We start from the raw sequence: 19,120 nt of genomic DNA, 5'->3' as shown, positions 1-19,120 counted from the left end.
AAGAGCGGCTACGCCCCTGGATAACGCCTTCTAAGTGCTAAAGACACTAAGAATCCTGTTTATCTAGCCATATCTCTATATTTGGTCATTGTATCTTTGAATAATTCACCTGTGCTTGGTGGAGTGTAGGAAATTGCATTAGCACCAGCTTCTATCGTTTCTCTCATGCTTTCTTCATTTTTCCCGCCTGTAGCTATTATAGGAAAGTCAGCATAGCTTTCTCTTATCTTTCTAACTACCTCCGCCGTTCTACTACCTGCAGCTACATTAAATATAGTTGTTCCAGATTCTATTCTGCCTTTTATATCATCATTTTCTGACACTACAGTAACTATAATAGGAATATCTACCGAGTCTCTCATTGCTTGTATTACTTCATTAGATGTAGGGCTATTTACAACTACACCCATAGCACCTTTAAATTCCGCATCAAGTGCTAGATTGACTACCCTTTTTCCCATAGTAAGTCCACCACCAACACCACAAAATACTGGTACATCAGATGCTGATACTAGTACTTCTGTTATTACAGGCTGAGGAGTAAATGGGTAAACTGCCATTATTGCATCAGCATTATTATTTTTTATGACAGCTATGTCTGTTGTAAATATAAATGATTTTAACCTTTTACCAAATACCTTTATACCGCTAGCAGATCTTATTAATTGAGGAACGTCTATCATTTTACTTCTAAGGGTTCCCTTTATCTCTGGCACAAACTTGCTTATTTTTTGGTTCATCTTCATCCTCCACAAAACCTTATTATTATATAATTTTATCCTAAGTGGAGAAATTATTCTATAAAAATTTTCTCTGCAATTTTTACACTTTCTCTTGCATCCCTTGCATAAAAATCTGCTCCAATCATCTGAGCATATTCCTCATTTAATACTGCTCCTCCTACAAAGACTTTGCAATCAAGATTATTTTCTCTTAGTGCCTCTATGGTTTTTTTCATATTTATAACTGTAGTAGTCATAAGCGCACTTAATCCTACAAGCTTTATATTATGTTCTTTTACAGCTTCAACTACTTTCTCTATTGGTACATCTTTTCCCAAATCTATGACTTTAAATCCGTAGTTTTCTAAAAGGACCTTAACAATATTTTTCCCAATATCATGTATATCCCCTTTAACTGTTGCTAAAACTATCTTGCCTTTTTCTATATTGTTTTTCCCGCTTTTAATCACGTTTTCTTTGATGACTTCAAAGGATTTTTTAACAGTTTCCGCGGACTGAATAAGCTGTGGCAAGAATATTTCCTTTTCATCATACTGTTCACCTACATAGTCTAGAGCAGGTATAATATATCCATTTACTATCTCCATAGGATCTTTCGTTTTTAAAAGCTCTTCAGTACTTAATACCGCTTCCTCTTCCATTCCATCCACTATTATCTGTTTTAAATCCTTAGTACTTCCCCCGGAAATAGTTTTTATTTGTTTTTCACTTTTTGTCTCAAGTTCTTTGGCTGAATATTTATTAATATAATTCTTACCTTCCTTATCTATGTTTGCAAGTGCTTCAAAGGCATATATTGTTCCCTTAATTTCCTCATCAGCACTATTTATAATTGGCAGGTCAAGTCCTGCTTGAAGTGCCAGTGCTAGAAATGTTCTATTCAATATATCTCTTCTTGGCATACCATAGGATATATTGCTTACTCCAAGGACAGTTTTAACTCCGAGTTTTTCTTTGACCAACTTTATGGCTTTTATAGTTTCCAAAACTTCTTTCTGTTGTGCTGAAACAGTTAGCGCAAGACAGTCGATAATTATGTCTTTTTTATCTATTCCATAATTTCTGGCCTCGTTAACTATTTTTTCTGCTATCGCTACTCTTCCTTCAGCGGTATCTGGAATACCATTCTCGTCTATAGTAAGAGCTATGACGCATCCACCATATTTTTTAACTATAGGAAATACTTTTTTCATGATCTCTTCTTTTCCATTTACAGAATTTATAATCGGTCTACCATTATAAACTCTAGCACCGGCCTCTAAAACTTCTGAATTGGGGCTATCAATATCAATAGGAAGCTGCACCACCTTTTGAATAGCTTTTATAGCTTTAATCATCATTTTTCTTTCATCAATTTCTGGCAAACCTACGTTTAAATCTATAATAGCCGCTCCTTCTTCTTTCTGTTTTACAGCCTCAGCTTGTATATAGCTGACACTTTCCTCTTTAAGCTCTTGTTTATAGCGTTTCTTTCCTGTAGGGTTTATTCTTTCACCAATAATATTTATCTTGCCATCTAAGATTATAGTTTCAGTACCAGAACAAATTGCAGTAAAGTTCTTAATCTCCCTTTCTAAAGGTAGTAGTCCTTCTACAGCCTTTAATGATTCCTTTATAAACTCAGGATTTGTACCGCAGCATCCACCAAAAATTTGTACACCCTTCTGTGCCATAATTCTTATATATCTAGCAAATTCACTAGGTTCTATATCATAAACAGTTTTTTCTCCATCATATCTTGGAAGGCCAGCGTTTGGCTGAACCATCACTGGGATAGACGCATATAGTAAAATTTCATCTATAATAGGCATAAGCTCTCTAGGTCCTAAGGAACAGTTTAATCCTAGTACATCAACCCCTAACCCCTCTAGTACAAATACCATAGTCTTTGGGTCTGTACCCATTAAAGTTCTACCATCCTGTTGAAAAGTCATTGTACAAAATACAGGAAGTGAACTGTTCTCTTTTGCTGCAAGTACAGCAGCCTTAACCTCATATAAATCAGACATAGTTTCTATTAAAATTAAATCCGCCCCTGCTTGTTCTCCGATTACCACCTGCTTTTTAAATAACTCATAAGCTGCTTCAAAACTTAAGGTACCTGTAGGTTCCATAATTAATCCAGTTGGTCCTATATCTAGCGCTACTAGTTTGTCACCAGCTGCTTCCCTTGCAATATTCACTGCTGCAGTAATTACCTGTTCAATAGAATATTCAGAGGAACTGTACTTTAATTCATTTGCTCCAAAAGTATTTGTGATAACTATATCTGAGCCTACATCAATATACAGCTTGTGTATTTTCTTTATAATTTCTGGATTTGTTATATTAAGAGTCTCTGGCAGCTCCCCAACCTTAAGCCCCTCTTTCTGAAGCATAGTTCCCATAGCTCCATCAAAAAACACAAATTTATTGTCAAATCTATCTCTTAATAAAGTTTTAAATGTCATAAAAAACCTCTCCCTCTTTTACTTTTTCTATATTAGGCATCTTCAAGAATTAACTATCTTGCGAAGCTCCTGTATGTTTTTCATAATTTCTTTTGCAGCATTATGTTTATTCATGGTATACAAATGAATTCCTTGAACATCATTACTTATTAAATCAACAATTTGCTCGGAAGTATATGCTATTCCTGCCTCCTTTAACGCCTCAGGGCTATGCTCATATTTATCCATAATTCTTTTAATTTTTTTAGGAATAGCTGCACCAGATAGAGTTGCTATACGCTCTATTTGTTTTTTATCTAATACAGGTATAATGCCTGTAACAATTGGAACATTTATATTGTTTTTATATAATTCTTCTCTAAAATTATAAAAGTTATCATTATCAAAGAAAAGCTGAGTAATTAAAAAATCTGCGCCTTTTTCTACTTTTTCATTAAGATATTCTATATTCTTTCCTATATCAGCACATTCCACATGTCCCTCTGGATAAGCTGCTGCAGATATGCTGAAGTCTTTTCTTCGCGATATCTCATAAATTAAATCCTTCGCATACTTAAAACTTTCTTTAATTTTAAAGTCCTTGGGAATATCTCCTCTTAAAGCAAGTACATTATTGATATTATTTGATTTTAACTCAGCTAAAATATTATTAATCTCTTCTTTTGAGGAAGTTATGCATGTTAGATGCGCTAAAGTTTCTATATCGTATTTATTTTTTATAATCGAAGCTAGCTCGATTGTTCTACTTCTGCTGCTTCCTCCTGCACCATAGGTTACACTAATGAAATCAGGGTTTAACTTTTTTAATTCTTCAATAGTGCTATTAATAACCTCAAAATTTTTATCATCCTTAGGTGGAAATAGTTCAAAAGAAATGGTCAATCTTTTATTCAAAAATATATCTTTAATAAACATACGTAATTCTCCTTTACTTATAATGATTAAATAAAATGAAACTCCTTCTCCTTTCGTCGAATGAGTAAGCGATCATCACAAAATCAACACGCTGTGTAAGTGACTATCACCAAATCATAGATTTGGGATATCTACTTAAGATTTTGGATGCCTGCTTATAATAAAAAGGCTACTTTCCTATAAGAAAAGTAGCCCTAAATATCTTTTTCAAAAATTCAAGCCATTTTCTTATCTATCAGAATAAAAAATATTCTGCAGGAATTGACACCGATACATTCAAAACTAATGCCGGTTGTCGGGTTTCACAGGGCCAGTCCCTCCACCGCTCTTGATAAGAACTCTTTATTTAATTCCATTTAACGCTAATAATAATACTTATTAGTTTGGTTGTCAATATATTTTTTCTATAACTTATTTTAAATTATTAAACAAGTGCTAAATAAGGTATTAGTTGTTCTTAATAAGCTACGGATTCTTAATAAAATGCTAATTGAAGTTTTGCACTTTCCCACTAAATTATACAATTGACTAAATAGCGTATGCATAAATTTTTAAGTAACTAAATATTTTTTTAGTATAAAAATTCCAATTAAATCAAAGCCTTATGCAAGTTTTGAATTTCCTCGTTTCAATTATTTTTCAAAAATAGTATTGACAAAGTGTAGTAATTCCTGTTATGATTTCATCAATTGAATACGGAACTTCTTATCAAGAGAGGCTGAGGGACTGGCCCTATGACGCCCGGCAACCTGAATATTTATTATTCAACGGTGCTAATTCCAGCAGGTTAAATACCTGAAAGATGAGGAGCTGGGGAGAAAGTGTATCTTCTTGCAGTCTCATCTGCGAGAAGATTTTTTTATTTTAAATTTACAATTAAGCTAAATCTAGCTTCATCCCTTTATAAATTACAAAACTTTAATATAGAAGTTCCGTCCAAAATTAATTTTAAAACAAATTATTTTTTAGGAGGAATTAATAATGACAAAGAAACTATCATTTGACACTCTTCAAATACATGGAGGCCAACAGGTAGATAGCGCTACCAAATCAAGAGCATTACCAATATATCAAACAACTTCTTATGTTTTCGATGATGCACAAGATGCTGCAGACTTATTTGGTTTAAAAAAGTTCGGAAATATATATACACGTTTAGGTAACCCGACGAATGATGTTTTTGAACAAAGAGTTGCCTTACTCGAGGGTGGAGTTGGTGCCGTAGCTACTGCTTCAGGAATGGCAGCAATCACTTATTCAATATTAAATATCGCTGGTTCAGGAGATGAAATAGTTGCTGCTGCAACTCTTTATGGTGGCACTTATTCTCTATTCGTTCATACTTTTAAGAATTTTGGAATTAAGGTTAATCTTGTAGATCCAGATAACCTAGAAGAACTTGAAAAAGCTATAAATGAAAAAACAAAAACTGTTTATATAGAAAGTATTGGAAATCCAGGAATCAACATAATTGACATTGAAGCTGTTGCTGATATTGCTCATAAGAATGGTATTCCTCTAATTGTTGATAATACTTTTGCATCACCATATCTTTTAAAACCAATCGAATTTGGTGCTGACATTGTTGTACATTCTGCTACCAAGTTCATCGGTGGTCATGGTACATCAATAGGTGGGGTAGTTGTAGATTCAGGAAAATTTAACTGGGATAATGGAAAATTCCCTGGTCTTGTAGAACCAGATGAAAGCTATCACGGACTTAAATATGTAGAAACCTTTGGCAATCTAGCATATATCCTAAAAGTTAGAACAGCTCTTTTAAGAGACTTAGGAGCAGCTATCTCTCCATTTAACTCATTCTTATTAACACTTGGCCTTGAAACTTTATCATTAAGAGTTCAAAGACACGTAGATAACGCTAAAAAAATTGCAGAATTTTTAAACAATCACCCTAAGGTAGAATGGGTAAACTATCCTGGATTAGAAGGAAATAAATATTATGATTTAGCTAAAAAATATCTTCCAAAAGGACCTGGTTCTATATTCACCTTTGGAGTAAAAGGTGGAGCCGAGGCAGGCAAAAAAGTAATAAGCCTAGTAGAAATATTCTCACATCTAGCTAATGTTGGAGATGCTAAATCACTAATAATTCACCCTGCTTCTACTACCCACTCTCAGCTCGATGAAGATCAACTACTACAAGCAGGAGTTAAGCCTGAACTTATAAGAATTTCCATAGGTATTGAAGATGCAGATGATTTAATTGCTGATCTTGAAAATGCACTAAATCAAATTTAATAGACTTATAGTTCATCTATAGTTCTAAAACCAAAGATGTTTTAATTAAATATCTATGTATGCAGTGATAAAATCAAAATCTTGTAAGACTTATCATCACAGCTCCGTCGCTGCATACAATTATTTAATTTAAACATTCTATTTTTATGCACTTAGATTGTTTAAATTGGAGGTATATACCTTGAGTAAGTTTACTTATAAGAAGGATGGTTTTAAGGAATATTTAACTTTTAGTCAAGACAAAAGCTTCCTTCTGGAAAGCGGGAAGAGCCTTGGTCCTATAACTATATGCTTTGAAACTCATGGTAAATTAAATAGAGATAAGAATAACTGTATACTTATAACTCATGCTTTAACTGGAGATTCTCATGTATCCAGTCATGATGAATTGGACAGTTCTGGTTGGTGGGAGGATTTTGTTGGACCTGGCAAAATATTTGATACTACTAAATACTTTATAGTATGTTCAAATGTACTTGGTGGGTGCTGCGGCTCCACTGGACCTTCATCTATAAATCCTGAAACTGATGAACCTTATGGTATAAATTTCCCCATAATTACGGTTAAAGATATAGTTAATGCTCAAAGAAAAATCTTTGATTTTTTGAACATTGATCATATTCTAGCAGTAGTTGGCGGTTCAATGGGAGGCATGCAGTCTCTTCAGTGGTCAGTTTCTTATCCTGATTTTATGGATGGAATTATAAATTTAGCTGCCCCACTTAATTTAAGTACAGAAGCAGTAGGAATTAATCATATTATGAGAAAGTCCATTATGTGGGACCCTAACTGGAATAATGGAAATTACTATGATTCAGATTTCCCTGCCAATGGTTTATCTATAGCAAGAATGATTGCTATGTTAACTTATCAGACTAGAGACTTGATAGATAAAAAGTTTGGAAGAAAAATCAAAAATAATATAGATGATTTTTTTAAAAACTTTGATGCTGAATTTGAAATAGATAGTTATTTGAGTTATCAAGGAGAAAAACTTGTACAAAGATTTGACGCAAATACCTACTTATATTTTACCCGTGCAATGGATTTATTTGATCTTAGATACGAATATGGATCTTATGCCAAAGCACTAAGCCGCATTAAAGCTAAGTTTTTACTTGTAGCTATAAATTCCGATACTCTTTTTAATATAAGTGAACTTAGAAAAGCAAAAGATATACTAAAATTAAGCAGTGTAGACCTTGAATACAATGAAATTCAATCCGATTATGGTCATGATTCTTTTTTAGTAGAAGTAGATAAATATAAAGATTGTATACTAAATTTTCTTGACACACTGCATGACGAAATAAACTATAGAGAAACCCGGAAAGAATTTGAGTATTCTACCGGTAATATTTAATTTATACGATATTCTATTACAATTTATAAAATAAGGAGGTATTTCTAATGGCATCAATAGCAGTGCTTGGCTATGGAGTTGTAGGGACTGGTATAGCTGATCTTATAAATAAGAATAGAGAGAGATTTAAATCTATTACCGGTGAAGAATTGAATATATCTAGTATACTTGTAAAAGATAAGAACAAACATGAACGAAAACAAAATTATCACCTTGTAACAGATAGTATAGAAAAAATATTCAATAATCCTGTAGATATAGTGGTAGAAGTTATGGGTGGACTTCATCCCGCTTACGAATATGTAAAAAGAGCTCTCAAACTAAAAAAACATGTAGTAACTGCAAATAAAGATTTAATTGCAGAATATGGTGAAGAGTTATTAGACCTAGCTTCAGATAATGGCGTAACTTTAAATTTTGAAGCAAGTGTTGGCGGAGGTATTCCTATATTAAAACCCCTCATGGAATCCTTATCTGGTAATAAAATTTTCGAGATTAAAGCTATTTTAAATGGAACTACAAATTTTATTCTTTCGAAAATGTACGCAGAAAACATGAGTTATAAAGATGCTCTTAAATTAGCACAAGATCTAGGATTTGCTGAAGCTAATCCAGATTCTGATGTATTAGGATATGATGCTGCAAGAAAACTATCTATTCTTTCAACCATTGCATATGGTGTGAAAGTCAACTGGGTGGATATAAATATAGAAGGTATTACAGATATCGATGAAATAGACTTTGAGTACGCAAAATTAAATGGGTATACTATAAAACTATTAGCTATCAGCAAAAATAAAGATGATAAAATTTATGGTTTTGTAAAACCAGTTATGATAAAGTCCGATTCTTATTTAAGCAAGATAGATAATGAACTTAACGGAATAGTTATTGAAGGTGATGCAGTAGGAAACGTATTTTTCTCTGGCAAAGGTGCTGGAATGCTTCCAACAGCTAGCTCAGTATTTGGTGATATAGCAGATATAATTCAGAATAGAAATAAGAAAAATATAAAATTTAATGACAAAGAAGCTTATATCGAGAAATATTGGAGTGAGAAATCTGATTGGCTTGTACGAATGAAAACTAATGATAGGTTAAATACTATATGTAATCTATCTGAGAACTTCAGAAATTGTCACATATATACCTCAAGTGTTACTCAATCCGATGAAGTGACAGCAATAATTCATGCTGAACCCGAGTTTACCTTAGATTCAACATTCGAAAAACTTTTTAAAGAATCTTATATCACTAAAATCAAAAAATTTATGATATTATAAACAAAGTTTTAATCTTCATATAAATCTTATATAAGGTTACTAGGCGATCAATTAACTTATACTATAATCTAAGTTGATAATTTTATAGAAAATAACACAAATAAATAGTTAAGAATTGACAGTAGAAAGCGGACAGCTATGAATGATTTTTTACTCTACCCTTCAGAAAATCTATAATTTAAAGATTTTTTGTAGAAAAATCCTTCTTCACTGTCAATTGTCAATTCTCAACTATTAACTAAAAATATTTACTTCAAATTTAAGTATTAAAAGTACATTTAATGATTTTACGTTAACTCTTGGCTAAACTGCTTTAAAGCATTAAGAAACTTAACTATTTTTTATTTTCTTAAAGAGGAAGTGAGTTATAAAAATGAAACTAATTTATACTATAGGACACTCATCACAGGATAATATATATTTTCTTGGGCTTCTTAAAAAATATAATATAAATTGTATAGTTGATATTAGAAGTGTTCCTTTCTCAAAATATGTTCCTCATTTTAACAAAAATGTAATAAAAAAATTCTTAAATTCTAATAATATTAATTATGTATATATGGCGGATGAATTCGGAGCAATTCGTGAGGATAAAAATCTATTCAATCAAAAAGGATACTTAGATTTTGAAATAATAAAACATACAAAGAGCTTTAAAGATGGCATAGTAAGGCTCAATGCCGGAATAGATAAACAATTTGTAATTTGTCTAATGTGTACAGAAAAAGATCCTTTAGATTGCCACAGAAGCATAATGATCGCTCCAGAGCTAGTAAAAAATGAATTTATGGTAAATCATATACTCCCAGATGGCACTCTAGAGACTCAACAAGAATTAGAAAAAAGGTTGCTTCAATTATATTTTCCTACACATATTCAACAAGATTTATTTTCTACTATTGAAAGAAATATTGAAAAAGATTTATTAGAAAAAGCCTATAGATTACGAAACTCAGATATAGGCCATAGATCAAAATAACAAAACACAACTGCTATATGAACAGTTGTGTTTTTGTGTTAGCTTTTAAAAGCCATTATACATATTTCAACTAAATTAGGATCGAACTGTTTTCCTGAACATCTTTTTAGCTCCTCAATAGCTTCAGCAACTGTCATTCTTACCTTATACGGCCTATCATGAGTCATTACGTCAAAAGCATCAACTATAGCTAATAACCTTGAAAGTAATGGTATTTGTTCTCCCTTAAGTTCTTTTGGATACCCCGTACCATCATACCTTTCATGGTGTGTCAATATTCCATATGCTATATGCATTAGATCTGGCGTTGATGCTGCTATTCTATATCCTATTTCAGAATGGTTTCTCATAATTTCCCACTCTTCATCATTTAGTTTTCCTGGCTTATTTAATATTTTGCTATCTATCCCTATTTTCCCTATATCATGTAATCTAGCCAGTAAATAGAGTTCATCTAACTTATCAGCACTTAAGCCTAAAATTCCACCTATTTTTACACACAAATTATATATACGGTAAGCATGTTCCTCTGTTTCATGGCTTTTTTCTTCTAAAGTTCTAGTTAAAGAAGCTATTATACTGTTTCTAGCACTTCCATCTTCTAATAGTTTATTTCTATACATTCTCTCTTCAGCTTCTTTAATTATTTCATTTATGTCTTGGTTTGCATCATATTTAGTAAAACATCCCAAGGCAATATTAACATACATGGAACCTATCTTTCTATTTGAACATTCATTTTTTATAGCTAAACATATTTCATTAGCCTTTATACTATCTACATTTTCTAAAATTACTACAAATTCATCTCCACCATAACGTGAGATTAAAGCGTTAGGACCTGAAATATCCTTGAGAATATTTGCAGCTTCCGCTAATAATTTGTCTCCTTGAGCATGTCCAAAAGTATCATTTGCTATTTTTAGTCCATTTAAATCACCCATTATTATAGAAACAGGTAAGCTGCTGCTTTTACTTACTTTTTCAATAATGTATTCATAATATCCCCTATTGAATAAACCAGTCAATTTATCATAATAATTTAGATATCTTAATTCCTCTTCTTGCTTCTTTTTATCAGTAATGTCAGTTATTATTCCTGTCATTCTCTTAGGATTGTTATCTTTATCATATCTTACAACTTTACACTGGCTTAGAATCCACTTATAGTCATCTGATTTAGTTCTCACCCTTTGTTCTATAATTTGTATATTAACACCCTTTCCCATGCTATTTTGAAAACACTTTAAAGAATAATCTAAATCATCCTCATGAACTATCTTGCTCCATACCTCACTTGAGTTAGGTAGTTCACCCTGAGAATATCCAAGAATAGTTAGAAATCTTTCATCAAAGTATATATAATTATTTTCTATATCCCAATCCCAAAAGCCTGCATTTGCTCCTTCTAAAACTAGCTTTAGTTGCTTTTCGCTATCCTGTATCTTTTTATTACTATATTCAATTCTTTTAATCATATTATTTATTTCTATAGATAGCTGAGTTAGCTCATCATTTCCTTTAACTCTAATTTTAGATATTTTATCATCATTAAGCTCAATATTACTTACTTCTCTGCTCATGCTTTCAATAGGCTTAATAATATGTACTCTTAAAAGAGTTAAACATATAACAAAAACTAGAATCGCGAAGATTACAACTAATAAAATATAAAAATATAATGACTTTATTCCCTCATTATAAAGTGTTCTATTTTCATGTATCTTTATTACAAATATAGGATCATTATTAGTTCCTCTTATTATAGAGTATCCAGTTATATTATTTTTATCATTAATCTCTATTAAAGTATCATCTTGATCTAATATTCTTACCCTTGAATCATTACCTATGAATACACCATAATGATCACTACTGCTTCTTGCTTCTTCTACTGATAAATTTGCATCAATTATATGTTCTCCCTTGTCTATGAAGCTATCTACCATGAATCTTCCAATAATTAAGGTACCTCCTATAGGAGCTTCATACTTTGAATCAGTTATAGGTCTAAAGGATATAATCATAGGTTGTCCATTTACAGAAATTATTCCTGAGCCCACACTATACACGTTTATATGCTGACTTAATTCTCTACTATTCTTATTAATAAAATCTACTACTTCTTTTGGAGTTTCTATATCCTTTCTCTGTTTTGAATCGTAAACCTTTATATATTTTAATTTATCAGAGCTATCTAAAACTGCAAACATATTAATTCTTGAGTTTTCTAGTGAATTATAATTAAGGTTTTCTAATACATATTTTCTAGATGGATTTTTTACAAACTTTAATGTATCGTCCCATGCGGAAAAGTCTGCAGATACAACATTTAGACTATCTCTACTATCACTAATTAGATATCGTACACGTTTTATATCCTGCAGAACGCTTTCTTTTTCTTGATGTCTTATATTACCCAAAATATAATGGTAAGATGCTGCACAAGCTCCAGATATCAATAACACCAAAAGTATCAGTAAAATTACACGTACTTTATTATTAATTTTCAATACAGACACTCCACCTTCTATAATTAAAGTTACCACTATCGATTATATTCAATATTATATATTAATTTATAACTTTATGGAACCTAATCCATAAAATTATAAATTCCAATTTACTCTGTGAGCTTGCTCATAAGTTGCTTTATAAAAAGCTACAAAAGAGCCTTATCTTAATTTTATCCGATGGATAACGAATTCTAAGATAAGACTCTTTTCTTATTTCATTTCTTTTATAATTGCCTCAGTAAATTCTGATGTCCCTGCATTTCCTCCAAGGTCTGGGGTTACATGCATACCGTCTCTTACAACTTTCTTAATAGCTTTTTCTATTTTCGCCGCTGCATCAAATTCTCCTATATGCTTAAGCATCATTATGCCTGATAAAACTGCAGCTATTGGGTTGGATTTGTTCATCCCTGCAATGTCTGGAGCAGAGCCGTGTGCCGGTTCAAACACTGCACCATTTTCCCCTATATTTGCTCCTGGAACCATTCCTAACCCTCCAACAAGCCCTGCCGCCATGTCAGAAAGTATATCGCCGTATAGATTAGGCATCACAAGTACATCATATTTTTCCGGATCTAAAACAAGCTTCATACTCATTGCATCTACAATAACATCTTCAAATTCTATGTCACTATATTCCTTAGCTATGTTTCTTGCGCACTTTAGAAAAAGACCATCGGACAACTTCATTATATTAGCCTTATGAACAGCTGAAACCTTTTTTCTATTGTTCTTTCTAGCATATTGAAATGCCGCTCTTACTATTCTATCACTTGCTTTCTTAGAAATAATTTTTATACTTTCCGCTATTTCATCATTTACCATATGCTCTATTCCTGCATATAAATCCTCTGTATTTTCTCTAAAAATAACTAAGTCTACATTCTCATATCTTGATTTTATTCCATCATAAGTCTTTATAGGTCTTATATTGGAATAAAGATTTAATGTTTGTCTTAATGTAACATTTACGCTTTTAAAACCTTTTCCAACAGGAGTAGTTACCGGACCTTTTAGTGCCACCTTATTTCTTTTTATACTTTCTAAAACATATTCAGGAAGAGGTGTTCCAAACTCTTCTATAACTTCTTCTCCAGCTTTTACCACATCCCACTCTATATTTACTCCAGAAGCATCAATAATTTTTCTTGCCGCCCCTATTACCTCTGGACCTATTCCATCTCCTGGTATAAGTGTAACTTTATGATCCATAAAATCGCCTCCAAAAATTTAATGACTGGCCTTAACTAAGTTAAGCAATCCACCTGCCTTTATCATTTTCTTTTGTTTATCTGTAACATTTAATAGCATTCTATACTCTTCATTTTTACTATTATTCTTAACAATAATTATTCCTTTATCTACTTGGTCAATAGTATCTTCGATCAAAAGTTCATCCAAAGTATCTATTTTATTGTAGTCTTCCTCATTTTCAAATATAAGCGGCATAATACCATTGTTTATAAGGTTAGCCATGTGTATTCTAGCAAAAGACTTAGCAAGTACGGACTTTACTCCAAGATATAATGGCGCCAAGGCCGCGTGCTCTCTACTTGACCCCTGACCATAGTTATCTCCACCAACTATAAAGCCACCACCATATTGTTTAGCTTTACTTGGAAACTCTTTATCACATGGTGTTAAACAATACTCTGAAAGATAAGGAACATTTGATCTATAAGGTAAAAGCTTAGCATTTGAAGGCATAATATGATCTGTAGTTATATTATCTCCAACCTTAGTTAATACCTTTCCTTCTACTATACTTTCTAACGCTTTTGCTTTAGGGAATGGCTTTATATTAGGTCCTCTAACTACTTCTACGTCTTCACCTTCTACTGCTGGAGGAACTATTAAATTATCATTTATAATGAATTCCTTTGGCATTTCTATATCAAAAGCTTCTCCCAGTTCTCTTGGATCTGCTATATAACCTTTTAACGCAGAAACAGCTGCAATTTCAGGGCTAACTAGATAAACATTAGCAGATGTTGTACCAGATCTTCCTTCAAAATTTCTATTAGAAGTTCTAAGAGATACTCCATTTGTAGCAGGTGATTGTCCCATACCTATACAGAAGCCACAAGCTGACTCTAAAATTCTTGCTCCTGCATCAATCATTGTAGCCAAAGCCCCATTTTTAGCAAGCATATTTAAAACTTGCTTTGATCCTGGTGCAATGACTAATGACACCTTTTCACTTACAGTCTTTCCTTCTAATATTTTAGCTACCCTCATCATATCCGCATAGGATGAGTTTGTACAACTTCCTATACATACCTGATCTACTTTTATATCTTTTAATGAAGCTGCTGTTGCAATATTATCAGGGCTATGAGGACATGCTATCAGGGGAGCTAATTCTGATAAATCTATTGTTACTTCTTCATCATATACTGCATCTTCATCAGCATTTAATTCTATGAAATCTTTCTCTCTGCCCTGTGCTTTTAAAAACTCATATGTTACAACATCACTTGGGAATAGTGATGTTGTTGCTCCAAGCTCAGCACCCATATTGGTTATAGTAGCTCTTTGTGGTACAGATAGAGTTTTAACTCCATCTCCACAGTATTCGAATACTTTTCCTACTCCACCTTTAACAGTAAGTCCTCTTAAAAGCTCTAATATAATATCCTTAGCGGATACCCAATCTCTTAACTCTCCTATTAGATTTACCTTAACTACTTTAGGCATACTAATGTAATATTCTCCGCCGCCCATAGCAACGGCAACATCAAGTCCGCCTGCTCCCATGGCAAGCATTCCTATTCCACCACCTGTAGGTGTGTGGCTATCTGAACCTAAAAGAGTATACCCTGGAACACCAAATCTCTCTAAATTTACTTGATGACATATTCCATTGCCAGGCTTTGAAAAATATATTCCGTGCTTTTTAGCTACAGTTTGAATATATAAGTGGTCATCTGCATTTTCTGGACCTGATTGAAGTACATTATGATCAATATAAGCAACTGATCTCTTCGTTTTTACCTTGTCTATTCCCAAAGCCTCAAATTGTAGGTATGCCATTGTTCCAGTTGAATCTTGAGTTAAGGTTTGATCTATTTTTATGGCGATTTCTTTACCAACAACCATTTCACCCTTTACTAGGTGATTTTTAATTATTTTTTGAGCAACATTTAATCCCATTACTACACCTCCATCCAAAGTTTGTTACTACATCTTCAATTTTTACATCCTGAGTAACCATATAGTATTAGCTTGCTCTATTCTTTTCATTTATTTCAGGCATTATTCTATCAACTAATAACTCTAATTCATTGTTACCAATAATAGTTGTTCTACCCTCTGCATATTGCTCATCTACCCATTCCTTCATCTCAGCTACTCTTGGATCTTTCTTATCAATCTTATCTCCATCTTTTAATCTATAATAAGTATTAATCCAAGCAGCAATTCCCGCAAGTCCTGAATATTGATTAACTGCAACTACTACTGGTCTTCCAAGTATCTTATCTGTATCAAAAATGTTATATATTTCTTCATCTTTGAGTATTCCATCTGCATGTATACCAGCTCTTGTTACATTAAACTGACTTCCAATAAAAGGAGTTCTTGGTGGTATATCATATTTCATTTCTTTTGCAAAGTACTCTGCTAATTCTGTTATAACATGAAGCTTCATATTTCCAGTTGTACCTTTTAACTGTGCATATTCAAATATCATAGATTCTAGTGGACAATTTCCTGTTCTTTCCCCTATTCCTAAAAGTGATGTATTTATTGAGGATGCGCCATAAAGCCATGCCGTAGTTGAATTACTTACTACTGCATTAAAATCGTTATGACCATGCCATTCTATACACTCTGAAGGAACAGCACAGTTTGTTCTAAGTCCATGAATAAGTCCTTGTACACTTCTTGGAAGTGCTGTTCCGCCATATGGAACACCAAGCCCTAAAGTATCACAAACTCTTACTTTTATAGGAACATTTGCTTCTTTTGAAAGTTCCATAAGCCTATTTACAAAAGGCACTACAAATCCATAAAAATCAGCCCTAGTTATATCTTCTAAATGACATCTTGGACGTATACCATTTTTTAATGCTTCTTCAACTATAGACAAATACATATCCATAGCCTTTTGTCTTGATACATTTAGCTTTTTAAATATATGATAATCTGAGCAAGACATAAGCATTCCCGTTTCCTTTATGCCCATTTCTTTTACTAGTTTAAAATCTTCCTTATTAGCTCTTATCCATGACGTTACTTCTGGGAATTTATATCCTCTTTCCATACAAACTTGTGCTGCTCTTCTATCTTTTTCTGTATATAAGAAAAACTCAGTTTGTTTAATTATTCCTGAATTATTATCTAACTCATGAAGATAATCAAATATTCTTATAATCTGTTCAGCAGCATATGGCGGCATAGATTGTTGTCCATCTCTAAAGGTAGTGTCTGTGATCCATATATTCTTAGGTAAATCCATAGGAACCTGTATTTGATTGAACGTTACTTTAGGAACATTAGAATAAGGGAATATATCCTTATAAAGATTTGGAACATCTACATCCTGTAAATAATGCTCATATGAAGATTTTTTTATAATACTCATTTTTATCCTCCTTAATCTTAAACACATTGGCCTAATATCGAAAAATCCTATTTTGAATGATTTTTATTCAAAAATTGCATTAATGCTATCTGTGAATATTTTAGTTTTTGTTATTAATTATTCTGTATATTTGTATATTTATTAATTTTATCTAGTAACATCAATAACTATTAGCATATTTATGCCTATATTGTAACATTTCCATTTTATATTGGCAAATAAAAATTTTTATATTTTTGTAATTTTAATTCGTCATTTTTTCACATTTAGCTTTTTTAGTTAAGAATAGGACCTTTTTACTTTGAAATTGGCACTATGTATTGTTGTTGACTTATTTTCATATATCATTACTATTAAGCTTTTCCTACAATATACTTCAAAAAACTTTCATATTTTTTAATTTTTTATCATTATTATTAAAAATAAGTCTTGAAAATCAAAAAATCTTCAATCGTAAAAGGATATAAATTGTAATATTTTTTCAATTTAAGTTTAAACTAAAAGATATATTTATCATTTATTTAATATATGGAGATGAGATTTATGTTTGAAAATATAAAAGAAGGTATAGTCTATAAAAATCTTTTCAATGGGGAATGGATTAAATCTATAAGTGAATCAACAATAGATGTGTACTCTCCGGTTAACGGTGATGTTATTGGGAAAGTGCAGTCTATGACAAAAGATGAAATTGATAAAACCATAGAAAACTCTAAAAGATCACAAAAAAACTGGGCAGAAAAACCTATAAATGAAAGGGCTGCTATATTGCATAAGTGTGCAAACCTTTTAGAAGAGAACATATCTGTATTATCTGATTTTCTTCAGAAAGAGATTGCAAAGAATAAAAGTTCTGCAATATCTGAAGTGAAAAGAACTTCAAGCTTTATAAGATTTACTGCAGACGAGGCAAAACACATGGAAGGCGAAACTATAACAGGAGATAATTTTCCTGGGTTTAAAAAAAATAAAATATCCGTTGTTCATAGGGTGCCTTTGGGAACAGTATTGGCTATTTCCCCATTTAACTACCCAATAAATCTTTCTGTATCAAAAATTGCCCCTGCCTTGGCAGCAGGAAACAGTGTAATACTAAAACCTCCTAGTCAGGGTTCTATAAGTGCTTTGTACGTTGCTGAAATATTTAATAAAGCTGGAATACCAAAAGGTGTACTAAACACAGTAACAGGTAAGGGCTCTGAAATAGGAGACTATATTGTTACCCATCCTGAAATTGACTTTATAAATTTTACAGGAAGTACAGATGTAGGTAAGCATATAGCAGTAATTGCAGGTATGGTACCTATGCTCATGGAACTTGGTGGGAAAGATGCTGCCATTGTACTTGAGGATTCAGACCTAAGAGATTCCGCAAAGGATATAGTTGCAGGTGCTTATATATATTCTGGTCAAAGATGTACAGCTATTAAGCGAGTTCTCGCTATAAATAATATATCTGATGAGCTTGCGGCGCTTATGCTAGAAGAAATAAAAAAGCTTAAAGTTGGAATGCCAGAAGACGACTGTGAAGTAACTCCTCTTATTAATAATTCTGCTGCAGATTTTGTTCAAGAATTAATAGATGACGCTTTAGATAAAGGCGCAAAATTAGTTATCGGCAATAAACGAGAAAAAAATTTAATGTATCCTACTCTACTTGACAATGTTACTACAGATATGCGTATTGCTTGGGAAGAACCTTTTGGTCCGGTTTTGCCGATATTACGGGTACAGAGCGTTGAAGAGGCCATAGAAATTGCTAATAAGTCTCAGTATGGTCTACAATCTTCTGTTTTCACTAAAAACATAGATTATGCTTTTCACGTTGCAAGTAAGTTAGAAGTTGGTACTGTCCAAATTAATGATAAGACTGAAAGAGGACCTGACCACTTTCCATTCTTAGGTGTTAAAGCTTCTGGTATGGGTACTCAGGGAATAAGATATAGTATTGAAGCCATGAGTAGAAAAAAAGTTATTGTACTTAACATTCATGAGTTTTCATAGAAAACTTTAAAGAAATTTTTGAG

Annotated in this window: 12 protein-coding genes and 2 riboswitches; of the genes, 5 read left to right on the top strand and 7 right to left on the bottom strand. The window is 32.3% G+C overall.

Annotation, left to right across the window (positions count from 1 at the left end; genetic code table 11):
* Positions 1-59: 59 nt before the first annotated feature.
* Genes RCG18_RS09785 through metF form a run of 3 tightly spaced genes read right to left on the bottom strand, consistent with a single transcriptional unit; the run spans position 60 to position 4,108 of the window.
* Positions 60-746: a hydrolase gene (locus RCG18_RS09785; protein ID WP_374119063.1), complete on the bottom strand. Its 687-nt coding sequence runs from the start codon at positions 744-746 to the stop codon at positions 60-62.
* A gap of 47 nt (positions 747-793) precedes the next feature.
* Entirely contained in the window at positions 794-3,193 is a 2,400-nt protein-coding gene (locus RCG18_RS09780) for a homocysteine S-methyltransferase family protein (RefSeq protein ID WP_308041106.1), read from the bottom strand.
* 42 nt (positions 3,194-3,235) lie between these two features.
* Positions 3,236-4,108: a methylenetetrahydrofolate reductase [NAD(P)H] gene (gene metF, locus RCG18_RS09775; protein ID WP_308041105.1), complete on the bottom strand. Its 873-nt coding sequence runs from the start codon at positions 4,106-4,108 to the stop codon at positions 3,236-3,238.
* A gap of 225 nt (positions 4,109-4,333) precedes the next feature.
* Positions 4,334-4,446, bottom strand: a riboswitch (SAM riboswitch).
* Positions 4,447-4,810: 364 nt separating this feature from the next.
* Positions 4,811-4,917, top strand: a riboswitch (SAM riboswitch).
* A 172-nt stretch (positions 4,918-5,089) separates the two neighbouring features.
* Between metF and RCG18_RS09770 the strand changes: the two genes are divergently transcribed.
* From RCG18_RS09770 to RCG18_RS09755, 4 genes are all read left to right on the top strand, one after another.
* Positions 5,090-6,367 carry an O-acetylhomoserine aminocarboxypropyltransferase/cysteine synthase family protein gene (locus tag RCG18_RS09770; RefSeq protein WP_374119062.1) on the top strand — a complete coding sequence of 426 codons (1,278 nt, stop codon included), beginning with the start codon at positions 5,090-5,092 and terminating at the stop codon, positions 6,365-6,367.
* Between the two features lie 181 nt (positions 6,368-6,548).
* On the top strand, positions 6,549-7,730 hold the full coding sequence (locus tag RCG18_RS09765) for a homoserine O-acetyltransferase (RefSeq protein WP_308041104.1): 1,182 nt from the start codon (positions 6,549-6,551) through the stop codon (positions 7,728-7,730).
* A gap of 47 nt (positions 7,731-7,777) precedes the next feature.
* Positions 7,778-9,013 carry a homoserine dehydrogenase gene (locus tag RCG18_RS09760; RefSeq protein WP_308041103.1) on the top strand — a complete coding sequence of 412 codons (1,236 nt, stop codon included), beginning with the start codon at positions 7,778-7,780 and terminating at the stop codon, positions 9,011-9,013.
* 373 nt (positions 9,014-9,386) lie between these two features.
* Complete coding sequence (locus RCG18_RS09755) at positions 9,387-9,992, top strand: DUF488 domain-containing protein (protein WP_308041102.1); 606 nt, start codon at positions 9,387-9,389, stop codon at positions 9,990-9,992.
* Positions 9,993-10,030: 38 nt separating this feature from the next.
* On the opposite strand, the gene RCG18_RS09750 is transcribed toward RCG18_RS09755, so the two are convergent.
* The 4 genes from RCG18_RS09750 to RCG18_RS09735 form a co-directional block, all read right to left on the bottom strand.
* Positions 10,031-12,505 carry an HD domain-containing phosphohydrolase gene (locus tag RCG18_RS09750; RefSeq protein WP_308041100.1) on the bottom strand — a complete coding sequence of 825 codons (2,475 nt, stop codon included), beginning with the start codon at positions 12,503-12,505 and terminating at the stop codon, positions 10,031-10,033.
* Between the two features lie 213 nt (positions 12,506-12,718).
* The gene (locus RCG18_RS09745) at positions 12,719-13,720 is read right to left on the bottom strand and encodes an isocitrate/isopropylmalate dehydrogenase family protein (RefSeq protein ID WP_308041099.1); all 1,002 of its coding nucleotides are present in this window, start codon (positions 13,718-13,720) and stop codon (positions 12,719-12,721) included.
* A gap of 18 nt (positions 13,721-13,738) precedes the next feature.
* Positions 13,739-15,661, bottom strand: a complete 1,923-nt coding sequence (locus tag RCG18_RS09740) for an aconitate hydratase (protein WP_308041098.1) — start codon at positions 15,659-15,661, stop codon at positions 13,739-13,741.
* Positions 15,662-15,728: 67 nt separating this feature from the next.
* Complete coding sequence (locus RCG18_RS09735; RefSeq protein WP_308041097.1) at positions 15,729-17,093, bottom strand: 2-isopropylmalate synthase; 1,365 nt, start codon at positions 17,091-17,093, stop codon at positions 15,729-15,731.
* Between the two features lie 543 nt (positions 17,094-17,636).
* Between RCG18_RS09735 and RCG18_RS09730 the strand changes: the two genes are divergently transcribed.
* The gene (locus RCG18_RS09730) at positions 17,637-19,097 is read left to right on the top strand and encodes an NADP-dependent glyceraldehyde-3-phosphate dehydrogenase (protein ID WP_308041096.1); all 1,461 of its coding nucleotides are present in this window, start codon (positions 17,637-17,639) and stop codon (positions 19,095-19,097) included.
* Positions 19,098-19,120: the final 23 nt, after the last annotated feature.

It is taken from the genome of Clostridium sp. OS1-26, from assembly GCF_030915445.1.
Lineage (GTDB): Bacteria > Bacillota > Clostridia > Clostridiales > Clostridiaceae > Clostridium_AM.
Note: the sequence above shows the minus strand (reverse complement) of the source record. Positions and strands in the feature narration are given on the sequence as shown.